12 protein-coding genes and 1 pseudogene are annotated in these 13,167 nt (G+C 73.7%); 12 read left to right on the top strand and 1 reads right to left on the bottom strand.

Going from position 1 to position 13,167, the window contains the following annotated elements:
* Positions 1–17: 17 nt before the first annotated feature.
* The 7 genes and pseudogenes from PARN5_RS0105405 (at position 18) to cobJ (ending at position 7,822) form a co-directional block, all read left to right on the top strand.
* Positions 18–392: a DUF1636 domain-containing protein gene (locus PARN5_RS0105405; protein WP_017998755.1), complete on the top strand. Its 375-nt coding sequence runs from the start codon at positions 18–20 to the stop codon at positions 390–392.
* A complete protein-coding gene (cobW, locus tag PARN5_RS0105410; RefSeq protein ID WP_017998756.1) occupies positions 389–1,423 on the top strand; it encodes a cobalamin biosynthesis protein CobW in 1,035 nt (344 codons plus the stop codon). The genes PARN5_RS0105405 and cobW overlap by 4 nt, the downstream gene beginning before the upstream one ends.
* Positions 1,424–4,576 (top strand): cobaltochelatase subunit CobN, encoded by a 3,153-nt coding sequence (gene cobN / locus PARN5_RS0105415; RefSeq protein ID WP_017998757.1) that lies wholly within the window; start codon positions 1,424–1,426, stop codon positions 4,574–4,576.
* Between the two features lie 41 nt (positions 4,577–4,617).
* Positions 4,618–4,800: pseudogene (locus PARN5_RS24795) on the top strand (precorrin-3B synthase); the annotation flags it as partial.
* Positions 4,801–5,718: 918 nt separating this feature from the next.
* On the top strand, positions 5,719–6,345 hold the full coding sequence (locus PARN5_RS24505; RefSeq protein ID WP_036744739.1) for a precorrin-8X methylmutase: 627 nt from the start codon (positions 5,719–5,721) through the stop codon (positions 6,343–6,345).
* Positions 6,342–7,097 carry a precorrin-2 C(20)-methyltransferase gene (cobI, locus tag PARN5_RS0105430; RefSeq protein WP_017998759.1) on the top strand — a complete coding sequence of 252 codons (756 nt, stop codon included), beginning with the start codon at positions 6,342–6,344 and terminating at the stop codon, positions 7,095–7,097. The genes PARN5_RS24505 and cobI overlap by 4 nt, the downstream gene beginning before the upstream one ends.
* Positions 7,094–7,822 carry a precorrin-3B C(17)-methyltransferase gene (cobJ, locus tag PARN5_RS0105435; RefSeq protein ID WP_017998760.1) on the top strand — a complete coding sequence of 243 codons (729 nt, stop codon included), beginning with the start codon at positions 7,094–7,096 and terminating at the stop codon, positions 7,820–7,822. The genes cobI and cobJ overlap by 4 nt, the downstream gene beginning before the upstream one ends.
* Here cobJ and PARN5_RS0105440 read toward each other — a convergent pair.
* Positions 7,798–8,535 (bottom strand): cobalt-precorrin-6A reductase, encoded by a 738-nt coding sequence (locus PARN5_RS0105440; protein ID WP_017998761.1) that lies wholly within the window; start codon positions 8,533–8,535, stop codon positions 7,798–7,800. The two genes, cobJ and PARN5_RS0105440, sit on opposite strands and share 25 nt — an antisense overlap.
* On the opposite strand from PARN5_RS0105440, the gene cbiE reads away from it, so the two are divergent.
* The 5 genes from cbiE to cobF are packed head-to-tail and all read left to right on the top strand — an operon-like array spanning position 8,534 to position 12,846.
* A complete protein-coding gene (cbiE, locus tag PARN5_RS0105445; RefSeq protein ID WP_017998762.1) occupies positions 8,534–9,697 on the top strand; it encodes a precorrin-6y C5,15-methyltransferase (decarboxylating) subunit CbiE in 1,164 nt (387 codons plus the stop codon). The genes PARN5_RS0105440 and cbiE overlap by 2 nt on opposite strands.
* Positions 9,694–10,044 carry a cobalamin biosynthesis protein gene (locus PARN5_RS0105450; protein WP_017998763.1) on the top strand — a complete coding sequence of 117 codons (351 nt, stop codon included), beginning with the start codon at positions 9,694–9,696 and terminating at the stop codon, positions 10,042–10,044. Before cbiE ends, PARN5_RS0105450 begins: the two co-directional genes overlap by 4 nt.
* The gene (cobM, locus tag PARN5_RS0105455) at positions 10,041–10,814 is read left to right on the top strand and encodes a precorrin-4 C(11)-methyltransferase (protein WP_017998764.1); all 774 of its coding nucleotides are present in this window, start codon (positions 10,041–10,043) and stop codon (positions 10,812–10,814) included. The genes PARN5_RS0105450 and cobM overlap by 4 nt, the downstream gene beginning before the upstream one ends.
* The gene (locus PARN5_RS0105460) at positions 10,811–12,100 is read left to right on the top strand and encodes a cobyrinate a,c-diamide synthase (protein ID WP_017998765.1); all 1,290 of its coding nucleotides are present in this window, start codon (positions 10,811–10,813) and stop codon (positions 12,098–12,100) included. The genes cobM and PARN5_RS0105460 overlap by 4 nt, the downstream gene beginning before the upstream one ends.
* Complete coding sequence (gene cobF, locus PARN5_RS0105465) at positions 12,097–12,846, top strand: precorrin-6A synthase (deacetylating) (RefSeq protein ID WP_017998766.1); 750 nt, start codon at positions 12,097–12,099, stop codon at positions 12,844–12,846. Before PARN5_RS0105460 ends, cobF begins: the two co-directional genes overlap by 4 nt.
* Positions 12,847–13,167: the final 321 nt, after the last annotated feature.

Below are 13,167 nucleotides of genomic sequence, written 5' to 3' on the forward strand. Positions count from 1 at the left end.
ACCAGGGGACTTGAGGCATGACCGTGACGCTGCATGTCTGCATCACCTGCCGCGCCGGCGAGCCCGTCGTCGACGGCCAGCCCGTGCCGGGACAGCGCCTGATGGCGGCGCTGCTGCGCCACCCCGATCCGGCGGGCGTGACCATCCGCCCGGTCGAATGCCTGTCCGCCTGTTCGAACGGCGCCGCCATCGCGCTCTCCGGCCCCGACCGCTGGACCTATGTCTATGGCCGCATGGAACCCGCGGACGCCGCCGAGATCCTGCAAGGCGCCAGCGCCTATGCCGCCACGCCCGACGGCATCGTGCCCTGGCGCGAGCGCAGCCCGATTTTCCGCAAGCGCAGCATCGCGCGCATTCCTCCGCCCTTGGGCCCCCGACTGGATGAATCATGACCGACCTGACCAAGACCCCCGTCACCGTCATCACCGGCTTCCTGGGCGCCGGCAAGACCACGCTGATCCGCCACCTGATGTCCGAGCCGCAGGGCAAGCGGCTGGCGGTGCTGGTGAATGAATTCGGCACCATGGGCGTCGATGGCGAGATCCTGAAATCCTGCGCCGACGAGAATTGCCCGGCCGAGAACATCATGGAGCTGTCGAACGGCTGCATCTGCTGCACCGTGGCCGACGATTTCATCCCGACGCTCGAGCGGCTGATGGCGATGCCCGTCAAGCCCGACCACATCCTGATCGAGACCTCGGGCCTGGCGCTGCCGAAGCCGCTGCTGAAAGCCTTCGACTGGCCGGCGATCCGCTCGCGCATCACCGTGGACGGGGTGATCGCGCTGGCCGATGCCGAAGCCGTGGCCGCCGGCCGCTTCGCCCCGGACGAAGCCGCGGTCGAGGCCCAGCGTGCCACCGATCCCAGCCTCGACCACGAGACGCCCTTGTCCGAGGTGTTCGAGGACCAGATCGCCTGCGCCGACATCGTGCTGCTGAGCAAGGCCGACCTGGCGGGCGAGGCCGGGCTGGCCGCCGCCCGCGCGGTGATCGAGGCCGAAACCCCGCGTCGCCTGCCGATCCTGCCCTTGACCGATGGCGTCATCGACCCGCGGCTGATCCTGGGCCTGGCGGCGGCGGCCGAGGACGACCTCGACGCCCGCCCCAGCCATCACGACGGCGCCGACGATCACGAGCATGACGATTTCGATTCGGTGGTGATCGACCTGCCGGAAATCGCCGACCCCGCCGATCTGGCCGCCCGCATCCAGCGCCTGGCCCGCGAGCAGAAGGCCCTGCGGGTCAAGGGCCATGTCGCCGTCGCCGGCAAGCCGATGCGCCTGCTGGTGCAGGCGGTGGGCGAGCGTGTGCGGCATCAGTTCGACCGGCCCTGGGGCGATCGGCCGCGCCTGTCGCGCCTTGTCGTCATCGCCGAACATGACGACATCGACGAAGCCGCGATCCGGGCGATTCTGGTGGGCTAGATGCACGTCGTTTTCCGCGAAAGCCGGGGGCTCGAGGAAACCGAGACCCCCACCGATCCCGGCCAGACCCCGGCCGATCTGGTGGTGCTGTCCTATTCCGACAGCGACCTCGGCGCCTTCGCGGCGGGCTGGCACAAGGCTCGATCGGGCGCCGCGGGCGGCCTGCCCTCGCTGCGGCTGTGCAATATCTCGGCGCTGCGCCACCCGGTCTCGGTCGATCAATATGCCGATTCGGTGCTGTCCCATGCCCGCGCCGTGCTGGTGCGGCTGATCGGCGGCGAGGCCTATTGGCCCTATGGCGTCGCCACGCTGCAAGACCTGGCCCGCAGGCAGGGCATCCCGTTGGCGCTGCTGCCCGCCGACGGCCGCCCCGATCCGGTGCTGGAGCGGTTCTCCACCCTGCCGGGCGAGACGCTGCGCCGCCTGTCGGCGCTGTGCGACCAGGGCGGCGCGGTGGCGGCGCAGATGGCGCTGGCGGAACTGGCGCGGGCGGCGGGGCTGGAGGCCGCGCCGGTCACCGGCCAGTCGCAGCTGCCCGACTTCGGCTTCTACGACCCCGACCGGGGCGTGACCGACCGGCCCGAGCCGGGGGTGCTGGTCAGCTTCTATCGCAGCTACCTGACCAGCGCCGACCTTGGCCCGGTCGATGCGATGATCCGGGCGCTGCGCGCGGCGGGCCTGCCGGCCAGCGGGGTCTTCGCGCCCTCGCTGAAGGCGCCGGGTTTCGCGGACTGGCTCGCGCCGCATCTGCCGGGCACGCGCGCGGTGGTGAACCTGACCGCCTTTTCCGCGCGCGACGATGCCGGCGCCACGCCCTTCGACGCGGCGGATTGCCCGGTGTTCCAGGTCGCGCTTTCGACCGCCACGCGGGACTTGTGGGCTGCCGAGGATCGCGGCCTGTCCGCCGCCGACCTTGCCATGCACGTCGTTCTGCCCGAGGTCGACGGCCGCATCTTCCTGGGCGCGATCAGCTTCAAGGCGGCCGAGCCGCGCGATCCCGACCTGCAATTCGCCCGCCTGGTCCACACCCCCGACCCGGCGCTGGTCGCGCAGGCGGTGGCGCGGATCCGGGCGCGGCTGGCGCTGCCGGCGGCGCGGCGGGCGGTGGTGCTCTCGACCTATCCCGGCAAGGCGCATCAGCTGGCCCATGCGGTCGGGCTCGACGCGCTGGCCTCGGCCGGCGCCATGCTGGGTCTGGACCACGCCGGGCTGGCGCAAAGGCTGCTGACCGAGCGCATCGACTGGCCCGCCGCCGACTATCGCGCCGCGCTGGCGGCCCTGCCGCAGGGCCTGCGCGACGATCTTCATGCCGCCTGGGGCCCGCCGCCCGACAGGCTGGGTTTCGCCGCCATCCGCCACGGCGCCGACCTGATCGCGCTGCAACCCGAACGCGGCGCGGCGCAGACCCGCGCTGACGACTATCACGACCTCAGCCGCACTCCGCGCCACGAATACGTGGCCTTCTACCTGTGGCTGCGGACCCAGGCCGACGCCCTGGTTCATATGGGCGCGCATGGCACGCTGGAATGGCTGCCGGGCAAGTCGGTGGCGCTATCGCCGGCCTGCTGGCCGCAGGCGCTGCTGGGCGACATGCCGGTCGTCTATCCCTTCATCGTCAACGATCCGGGCGAGGCGGCACAGGCCAAGCGCCGGCTTTCCGCAGTGACGCTGGGCCACCTGCCGCCGCCCCTGGTCGCGGCCGAGATGCCGGAAAACCTGGCGCATCTGGAACGGCTGCTGGACGAATATTCCACCGCGGACGGGCTGGACCCGCGCCGCCGCGACCGGCTGATCGGCGCCATCCGCGACGAGGCGCGCGCGGCGGGCGTCGAGGCCGACCTGGGCCTGCCGCCCGAGGCCGCCTCGGCGCAGGCCATCCCGCTGATCGACCGCTTCCTTTGCGATCTCAAGGACAGCCGCTTCGGCGACCGGCTGCATGTCTATGGCGCCGCGCCGGGCGAGGCGCTGGGGCTGGCCCGCGCGCTGGCCGGGCGGCCGGTCGCGCCGGGGCCTTCCGGCTCGCCCGCGCGGGGCCGGCCGGATGTGCTGCCGACCGGGCGCAACCTCTACGCGGTGGACCCGCGCGCCGTGCCCAGCCGAAACGCCCATGCCCAGGGGGTGAAGCTGGCCGAGGAGCTGCTGCGCCGCCATCTTCAGGACCATGGCGACTGGCCGCGCGGGCTGGTCGTCGACCTGTGGGGCAGCGCCACCATGCGCACGGCGGGCGAGGAATTCGCCATGGCGCTGCATCTGGCGGGGCTTGCGCCGCGCTGGGATGCGGGCTCGGGCCGGGTCGCCGGCGTCGAGGTGGTGCCGCTGGCGGAACTGGGCCGGCCGCGCATCGACCTGACGCTGCGGGTCTCGGGCCTGTTCCGCGACATCTTCCCCGGCCTCGCGCAGCTGTTCGAGACCGGCGCCGCCGCGCTGGCCACCCGCGACGAGGCGCCCGCGGACAATCCCTATCTGGCACGCGCGCCCCGGGTCTTCGGCCCGAAGCCCGGGCTCTACGGGCTGGGCATCGGCGATCTGGCCGAGACCTTCACCGCCGAGGCGCGGACGGCGGCGGGCGAGGCCTGGCTCGCCGCATCCTCCCATGCCATCGGCGCCGACGGCCGCATCTCGCACCAGCCGCAGGCGCTGCGCGACCGGCTGGCCGGGGCCGACGCCTTTGTCCATGCCCAGGACCTGCCGGAATCCGATCTGCTGCTGGCCGCCGATTATGCCGCGCATGAGGCCGGTTTCGCCGCCGCCATGGCACGGGTCGGGGCCGCGGTCCCGGCGCTTTACCATCTGGACGCGACGCGCCCCGACGCGCCCCGCGCCCGGACCCTGACCGAGGAAATCGCCCGTGTCACCCGCGCCCGCGCCGCCAACCCCGCCTGGGCCGATGGCATGATGCGGCACGGCTTTCGCGGCGCGGCCGAGATCGCGGCGACGCTGGACCACATGGCGGCCTTCGCCAATCTGGCCGGGGTGGTGCCGGGGCACCTGTTCGACCTCTACCACGAGGCGACGCTGGGCCGACCCGATGTCGTGGAGTTCATGGCACGGGAAAACCCGGCCGCGCTGGCCGCCATGCGCGCGCTTTTCGCGCGGCTCCTGGAGGCGGGCCTCTGGGTCAGCCGGCGCAACTCGGTCCTGGGGGTGGCATGAGCTTTCAGGTCAAAGGCTGGTGCCCCGGCGCGCTGCGGCCGATGCAATCGGGCGACGGGCTGGTCCTGCGCATCCGGGCGCGCAACGGGCGGCTGGCGGCGGATCAGGTGCAGGCCATCGCCGACCTGTCCTGGAGCCACGGCAACGGGCTGATCGACCTGACCAGCCGCGCCAACCTGCAATTGCGCGGGCTGGACAGGATCGGCCATGCCAAGGCCGTCGCAGCGCTGGCGGCGCTGGACCTGCTGGATGCCACCCCCGAGGCCGAGGCGCGGCGCAATGTCATGCTGTCGCCGCTGGCCCCTGTGGGCGGCGCGGCCTGGGCCGAGGCCGCACGGCTGGCCGCCCTGCTGACCGCCGCCGACGCCCCGGCGCTGCCGGGCAAGTTCGGCTTTGCCGTGGACGAGGCCGCGCCGGTGCTGGCCGAGGCGCCGACCGACATCCGGCTGATCCCCGGCCCCGGCGGTTGGCGCTGCTGGCCCGAGGGCGCCGACTGGTCGCTGCTGGGCGGGGCCGAGACCGCGCTGGCGCTGGCGCGCTGGTTCGTGGCGCAGGGCGGCGTGAAGGACGGGCGCGGCCGCATGGCGGCGCTGGCGGCCTGCTTGCCGCCGCCACCGGGCGCCGTCCCGGGTCCGCGGCCCCGGCCTGCCGCGCCGCCGCAGCCGGGCGCGTGCCTTGGCGGCTGGCTGGTCGGCTTTGCCTTCGGGCAGGTCACGGCGGCGCAGTTGGCCCGGATCGCCGCGCCGGTGCGGCTGACGCCCTGGCGGATGCTGCTGGTGGAATCGGCGACGCCGGTCCGGCTCGCCGGGGCCATCGAGGCCCCGGACAACCCGCTGCTGCGCAGCCACGCCTGCACCGGCGCGCCCGGCTGCCCGCAGGCCCTGGCCGATGTGCGCGCGCTGGCCCGCCGGCTGGCGCCCCGGCTGCGCGGCACGCTGCATGCCAGCGCCTGCGCCAAGGGCTGCGCGCGGCAAGGCCCGGCCTCGGTCACGCTGGTCGCGGTCGGGCCGGACCGCTTCGACCTGATCCGCGACGGCACCCCATCCGATCCGCCGGCGGCGCGGCAGCTGAGCATGGCACAGATCCTGCACTTGCCCGATTTCGCGCCGCATGCCATCCCCTCGAAAACCCAAGGCCCGACCATGCACCATTACGAAACCGACGGCGCCGCGATCTATCGCCAGTCCTTCGCCACCATCCGCGCCGAGGCCGAACTGGCGCGCTTTTCCCCCGAGGAAGAGCCGGTCGTGGTGCGCATGATCCATGCCGCCGGGCTGGTGGGGCTGGAACGCGACGTGCAATTCTCGCCCGGCATGGCCGAGGCGGCGCGGGCGGCGCTGGCGGCGGGCGCGCCGATCCTCTGCGACGCACGCATGGTCAGCGAGGGCATCACCCGCCCGCGCCTGCCCGCCGCGAATCGCGTGATCTGCACCCTGCACGACCCGCGCGTGCCGGACCTCGCCGCGCGCATGGGCAATACCCGCAGCGCGGCGGCGCTGGAGCTGTGGCGCGACGACCTCGCGGGCGCCGTGGTCGCCATCGGCAATGCGCCGACCGCGCTCTTCCACCTGCTGAACATGCTGAAGGACCCCGCCTGCCCGCGCCCGGCGGCGATCATCGGCTGCCCGGTGGGCTTCGTCGGCGCCGCCGAATCCAAGGATGCGCTGATGGCCGACCTGCCGGCGCCGGCGCTTGTCGTGCGGGGCCGCCTGGGCGGCTCGGCCATCACCGTCGCCGCCGTCAACGCGCTGGCCAGCCGGAAGGAATGACCATGGGTCCGAAACCCGGAAAGATCATCTGCGCCGGCCTTGGTCCGGGCGACCCCGACCTGATCTCGGTCCGCGCCGACCGGGCGATCCGGCAGGCGCGCCAGATCGCCTATTTCCGCAAGAAGGGCCGGCCGGGCCAGGCCCGCCGCATCGTGGCCGAGATGCTGGCCCCGGGCGTCATCGAGCATGCGATGGAATATCCGGTGACGGTCGAGATCCCCTTCGACAGCCCGGAATACAACCGCCTGCTGTCGGCCTTCTACGACGACTGGACCGCGCGGCTGGCCGCGCTGGCCGCGACCGGCGACGTGGTGGTGCTGTGCGAGGGCGACCCGCTGTTCTATGGCTCGTTCATGCACCTGCATGCGCGCTTGCAGGGCCTGGCCGAGGTCGAGGTGATCCCCGGCATTCCCGGCATGACCGGCTGCTGGAACGCGGTCGGCCAGCCGATGACCTGGGGCGACGATGCGATGACGGTGCTGATGGGCACGCTGCCCGAGGCGGAACTGGCCCGCCACATGCAGCGGGCGCAGGCCCTGGTGGTGATGAAGACCGGCCGCAACCTGCCCAAGATCGCCCGCGCGCTGGCGGCCTCGGGCCGCATGGGCGACGCCTGGCTGGTCGAGCGCGGCACCATGCCGAACCAGCGCGTGACCCCGCTGGCGCAGGCCGACCTGGAGGCCTGCCCCTATTTCGCGACCGTGCTGGTGCATGGCAACGGCCGCCGTCCGCTGGCGGATGCCGCCGAATGAGCGGCTGGGTCGCGGTCGCGGGCCTGGGCCCCGGCGCCGAGGATCTGGTCACCCCCGAGGTCGCATCCGCGCTGGCCGAGGCGACCGACGTGATCGGCTATATCCCCTATGTCGCCCGCGTCGCGCCGCGGCCCGGGCTGGTGCTGCACCCCTCGGACAACCGGGTCGAGCTGGACCGCGCCCGCCATGCGCTGGACCTGGCCGCAGCGGGGCGGCGGGTGGCGGTGGTTTCCTCGGGCGATCCGGGGGTCTTCGCCATGGCCTCGGCGCTGTTCGAGGCGCTGGAGGGGCGCGCGGATGCCCCCGAGATCCGCATCCTGCCCGGCATCACCGCCATGCTGGCGGCCGCCGCCCGGCTGGGCGCGCCGCTGGGGCATGATTTCTGCGCCATCAACCTGTCGGACAATCTGAAGCCCTGGGCGCTGATCGAGAAACGCCTGCGGCTGGCGGCGCAGGCGGATTTCGCCATGGCCTTCTACAACCCGCGCTCGCGCGCCAGGCCCGAGGGCTTTGCCCGCGTGCTGGAGATCCTGCGCGAGGAATGCGGGCCCGACCGACTGATCTCGTTCGCCCGCGCCGTCTCGACCCCGGACGAGGCGATCCGCACCACCACGCTGGCCGAGGCCCGCCCCGAGATGGCCGACATGCGCACCGTGGTCATCCTGGGCAACAGCGCCACGCGGCGGGTCGGCCCCTGGGTCTATACGCCCCGGTCGGCGCCATGAAGCCAGGCCATCACCTCGGCCACCGTCGCCACGCTGTGGCGGTGGGGCAGCGCGGGCCGGTCGATCATCACCACCGGCAGGCCCAGCTGGCGCGCGGCGGCAAGCTTGGCCTCGGCCGCGCGGCCGCCGGCATTCTTGGCGACGATATGGGCGACGGCATGGCGCTGCATCAGCGCGACATCCCCGGCCACCGTATAGGGCCCGCGCGAGGCGATCAGCGTTGCGTCGCGCAGGGGATGGGCCGCGACCTCGGCAAAGCGCAGGAGCCAGCGGTGTTTCAGCCCGACGAAGGGCGCCAGGTTCTGCCGGCCGATGGCCAGGAACACGGTCGAGCCGTCGCCGGGCAAGGCTCGCGCCGCCGCCGCGTAATCCGCGACGCGGGTCCAGCGGTCGCCGGGCTCTGGGGTCCAGGCCGGGCGCTCCAGCGCGATCAGCGCCACCCCGGCCCGCGCGCAGGCGGCGATGGCATTGCGGCTCATGCCCTCGGCAAAGGGATGCGTCGCGTCGATGACATGGCTGATGCCGTTCTCGCGCAGGAACAGCACCAGCCCCTCGACCCCGCCGAAGCCGCCGATGCGGGTCGGCAGCGGCTGCGGGGCGGGGTTGGCGGTGCGGCCGGCATAGGAGAACACCGCCTCGGTCCCGGCCCCGGACAGGGCCTGGGCCATGGCGCCGGCCTCGGTCGTGCCGCCCAGAAGAAGGATGCGCGTCATGGCTGAGCCCTGGCTGTCGATCATCGGTCTGGGCGAAGATGGACCGGCAGGTCTGACCGACGCAAGCCGCGAGGCGCTGGCCGGCGCGGAAATCGTCTTCGGCGCGCCCCGGCACCTGGCGCTGGCGGGCGTCGCGGGGCAGCCCTGGCCGGTGCCGTTTTCGGTGGCGCCGCTGCTCGCGCAGCGCGGGCGGCGGGTGGCGGCGCTGGTTTCGGGCGATCCGTTCTGGCATGGCGCCGGGGCCGCGCTGGCCGAGGCGCTGGCACCCGGCGAATGGCGCGCCTATCCCGCCCCGGGCACGTTTTCGCTGGCCGCCGCCCGGCTGGGCTGGCGGCTGGAGGAGGTGGCCTGCCTGGGCCTGCACGCCGCGCCCTTTGCCAGGCTGCGCCCGGTGCTGGCGCGGGGGGCGCGGGCGATCTGCCTGCTGCGCGACGGCGACGCCCCGCGCGGCCTGGCCGAATGGCTGGCGGCGCAGGGGCTGGGCGCGACGCGCATGGTGGTGCTGGAGGCGCTTGGCGGCCCGCGCGAACGCATCCGGCAGGCGCGTGCGGGCGGCTTTGCGCTGGACTGCGCCGCCCCGGTCGCGGTGGCGCTGGACGGGGCGGACCTGCCGCCGGGCAGCGGCTTGCCGCGCGGCTTCGGCCTGCCCGACGACGCCTTTGCCCATGACGGTCAGATCACCCGGCAAGCGGTGCGGGCGGTGACGCTGGCGCATCTGGCGCCCCGGACCGGGGAACTCTTGTGGGACATCGGCGGCGGCTCGGGCTCGGTCAGCGTGGAATGGTGCCTGAACGGCGGGCGCGCCGTGACGGTCGAGCCGCGGCCCGACCGGCTGGCGAACATCGCCGCCAATATCGAGGCTTTCGGGCTGGCCGGCCGCATGCGTCGTGTCGCGGGCGCGGCGCCCGCGGCGCTGGCCGGCCTGCCCGCGCCCGATGCGATCTTCGTCGGCGGCGGCGCCAATGCCGAGGTCATCGCCGCCCTGCCCCCGGCCCGGCTGGTCGTCAACGCCGTCACGCTGGAGACCGAGGCTCTGGTCGCCCAGCTGCACGCCCGGCTTGGCGGCCGCCTGACCCGCCTGTCGGTCGAGGAGGCGGCGCCGCTGGGCCGGATGCGCGGCTGGACCCCGGCCCGCAGCGTCACCCTCTGGAGCCGGCCATGAGGGTCGCGGGTCTGGGCTTCCGCAAGGCGGCCGGCACCGCCTCGCTGGCCGATGCGCTGGCCCGGGCGGGCGCCGCCGATGCGCTGGCCACCGCAACGGCCAAGGCCGAGGCGCCGGCGATCCGCGCCCTGGCCGCGCAACTGGCCCTGCCGCTGCTGGCGGTCGAGGTCGCGGGCCGCGCCACCCCCACGCAATCGCCGCGCGTCCGCGCCCTTTTTGCCACCGGCTCGCTGGCCGAGGCGGCGGCGCTGGCGGCGCTGGCCCCCGGCGCCCGCATCGTGACCCCCCGCGTCCTTTCGCAAGACGGCATGGCGACCTGCGCCATTGCCGAAGGAGACCCCGCATGACCGTCCATTTCATCGGCGCCGGCCCCGGTGCCGCCGACCTGATCACCCTGCGCGGCCGCGACCTGATCGCCGCCTGCCCGGTCTGCCTCTACGCCGGCAGCCTCGTGCCGCAGGCGCTGCTGAGCCATTGCCCGCCCGGCGCGCGGATCGTGAACACCGCCAGCATGGACCTGGACGCGATCATCGCCGAAATCGCGGCAGCGCATGCCGAGGGCCAGGACGTGGCGCGGCTGCATTCGGGCGACCTGTCGGTCTGGTCGGCGATGGGCGAACAGCTGCGGCGGCTGCGCGCGGCTGGCATCCCCTATGACGTGACGCCGGGCGTGCCGTCCTTTGCGGCGGCGGCGGCGGCGCTGGGGGCCGAGCTGACCCTGCCGGGCGTGGCGCAATCGGTGGTGCTGACCCGGACCTCGGGGCGGGCCTCCGCGATGCCCGAGGGCGAGACCCTGGCGAATTTCGCCGCCACCGGCGCCACGCTGGCCATCCACCTGTCGGTGCATGTGCTGGACCGGGTGCAGGCGGAACTGATCCCGCATTACGGCGAGGGTTGCCCGGTCGCGGTGGTGTTCCGCGCCAGCTGGCCCGACCAGCGCATCATTCGCGCGACGCTTTCGACGCTGGACCCCGGCATCGGCGCGGGCGAGCGCACGGCGCTGATCCTGGTCGGCCCGGCCCTGGCGGCCGAGGGCTTCGACGAAAGCCGGCTTTATGCCGGCGATTACGACCGCCGCTTCCGCCCGGTCGGCACCGCGCCGCGGTTCCCGGAATGAGGGGCCTTGTCGTCAGCGCCCCCGCTTCGGGCAGCGGCAAGACCACGGTCACGCTGGGGCTGATCGCGGCCTTGCGGGCGCGCGGGCTGGTGGTGCAGCCCTTCAAGAGCGGGCCGGATTACATCGACCCGGCCTTTCACCGCGCGGCGGCCGGGCGCGAGTCCTTCAACCTCGACAGTTGGGCCATGGGCCGGGCGCAGATCGCGCATCTGGTCGGCAGCGCCGGGCCGGCCGACATCGCGGTGGCCGAGGGCTCGATGGGCCTTTTCGACGGCGTGGCCCGGCCGGGCGGCTGCGGCAACGGCGCCAGCGCCGACGTGGCCGCACTGACCGGCTGGCCGGTGCTGCTGGTGATCGACGCCAAGGGCCAGGCGCAATCCGCCGCCGCCGTGGCGCTGGGGTTTCGCGAGATGCGACCCGATGTGCGGCTTGCCGGGGTGGTGCTGAACCGCACGGCCTCGCCGCGGCACGAGGCGCTGATGCGGCAGGCCTTCGACCGGCTTTCGATCCCGGTGCTGGGCGTCCTGCCGCGCGAGGCCGGAATCGAGCTGCCCGAGCGCCACCTGGGCCTGGTGCAGGCGCGCGAACATGCCGGTTTGCAGGCGCTCCTGGACCGGGCCGGCGCGGCGGCGAAGCGGCATCTGGACCTCGACGCGATCATCGCGGCGGCACGGGGCGGCATCGCGCCCGAGCCGTTCTGCCCGCTGCCGCCGCCGGCCGAGCGCATCGCCTTGGCGCAGGACGATGCCTTTTCCTTTGTCTATCCGCATCTGGTCGCCGGATGGCGGGCGGCGGGGGCAACGATCCTGCCCTTCTCGCCGCTGGCCGATCAGGCGCCCGACGACAGCGCCGGGGCCTGCTGGCTGCCGGGCGGCTATCCCGAACTGCACGCGGGGGCCCTGGCCTCGGCCGACCGCTTCCGCGCCGGGCTGCGGCGCTTTGCCGAAACCCGGCCGGTGCATGGCGAATGCGGCGGCTATATGGCGATGGGCGCCGGGCTGGTCGATGCGCGGGGCACGCGGCATCAGATGGCGGGCCTGCTGGGGCTGGAGACCAGCTACGCGCAGCGCCGCATGCACCTGGGCTATCGCCGGGCCGAGCCGCTGGCCGGGCTCTACCCGCAGCCGCTGGCGGGGCACGAGTTCCACTATGCCACCATCCTCGCCCAGCCCGACGCGCCCCTGGCCCGCGTCACCGACGCCAATGGCGATGCGGTGCCCGAGACCGGATCGCAGCGCGGCCATGCCTCGGGCAGCTTCTTCCACCTGATCGGAGAGGCGCCATGATCGCGCTGACGCTGATCGGCATCGGCACCGGCAGCCCCGGCCACCTGACCCGCGACGGCATCGCGGCCATGGCGGCGGCCGACCTGATCCTGATCCCCTCGAAGGGCGGGGACAAGGCCGACCTGGCCCAGCTGCGCCAGGCATTGTGCCGGCGCGTGCTGACCAGCCCGCCGCCCATGGCGCTGTTCGACATGCCCGCGCGCGAGGCGAAACACGGCTATCGCCAAGGCGTCGAGGCCTGGCACGACGCCATCGCGGACCAATGGGAAAAGGTCATCCGCAGCCATGGCGCCATCCGCCCGGCGCTGCTGGTCTGGGGCGATCCCTCGCTTTACGACAGCACGCTGCGCATCGCCGAGCGCGTGGCGCGGCGCCTGCCGCTGAACCTGCGCGTCATTCCCGGCATCACCGCGATCCAGGCGCTTTGCGCCGCGCATGTCATCCCGCTGAACGCGGTCGCCGAGCCGGTCACCATCACCACCGGCCGGCAGATCCGCGACCACGGCTGGCCCCCGGGCACCGATCGCGCCGTGGTCATGCTGGACGGGGATTGCGCGTTCCAGAGCCTCGATCCGCAGGGCGTGCGGATCTGGTGGGGCGCCTTCCTGGGCATGCCCGAAGAGCTGCTGATCGCCGGCCCCCTGGCCGAGGCCGGCCCGCGCATCCTGGCGGCCCGCGCCAGGGCCCGCGCCGCGCATGGCTGGATCATGGACATCTATCTGCTGGAACGCCGCCCGGCTGGTTAAAAAGCCGCCGCCCATGCCCGCGTGGAGGGAGGAGACGCGGGCATGAACGGCGGCTGCCATGAAGACCCCGTGCGGCCCGGGGCGCGTGGACGGGGGATGCGGCCCCGTCTCCTTCAGGTTGCGCCGCAACGCGGCATCGGGCAAGCAAAACCGTCCGCATACCCGCCTGTCGCACGCCGCTGCCCGGATTTTGCGCAAAACCCGGCGCCCAAGGCCCAAAAAGCCGGAGGGACGCGCGGTCCTTCACGGAATCGGCATTTCAGCCGCGTTGGCAGAACCGGCCGGTTGTGCGACGCTTGGCCCACGCGCGCCTTTGAAAAT

It is taken from the genome of Paracoccus sp. N5, assembly GCF_000371965.1.
In the GTDB taxonomy this organism is placed as follows: domain Bacteria; phylum Pseudomonadota; class Alphaproteobacteria; order Rhodobacterales; family Rhodobacteraceae; genus Paracoccus.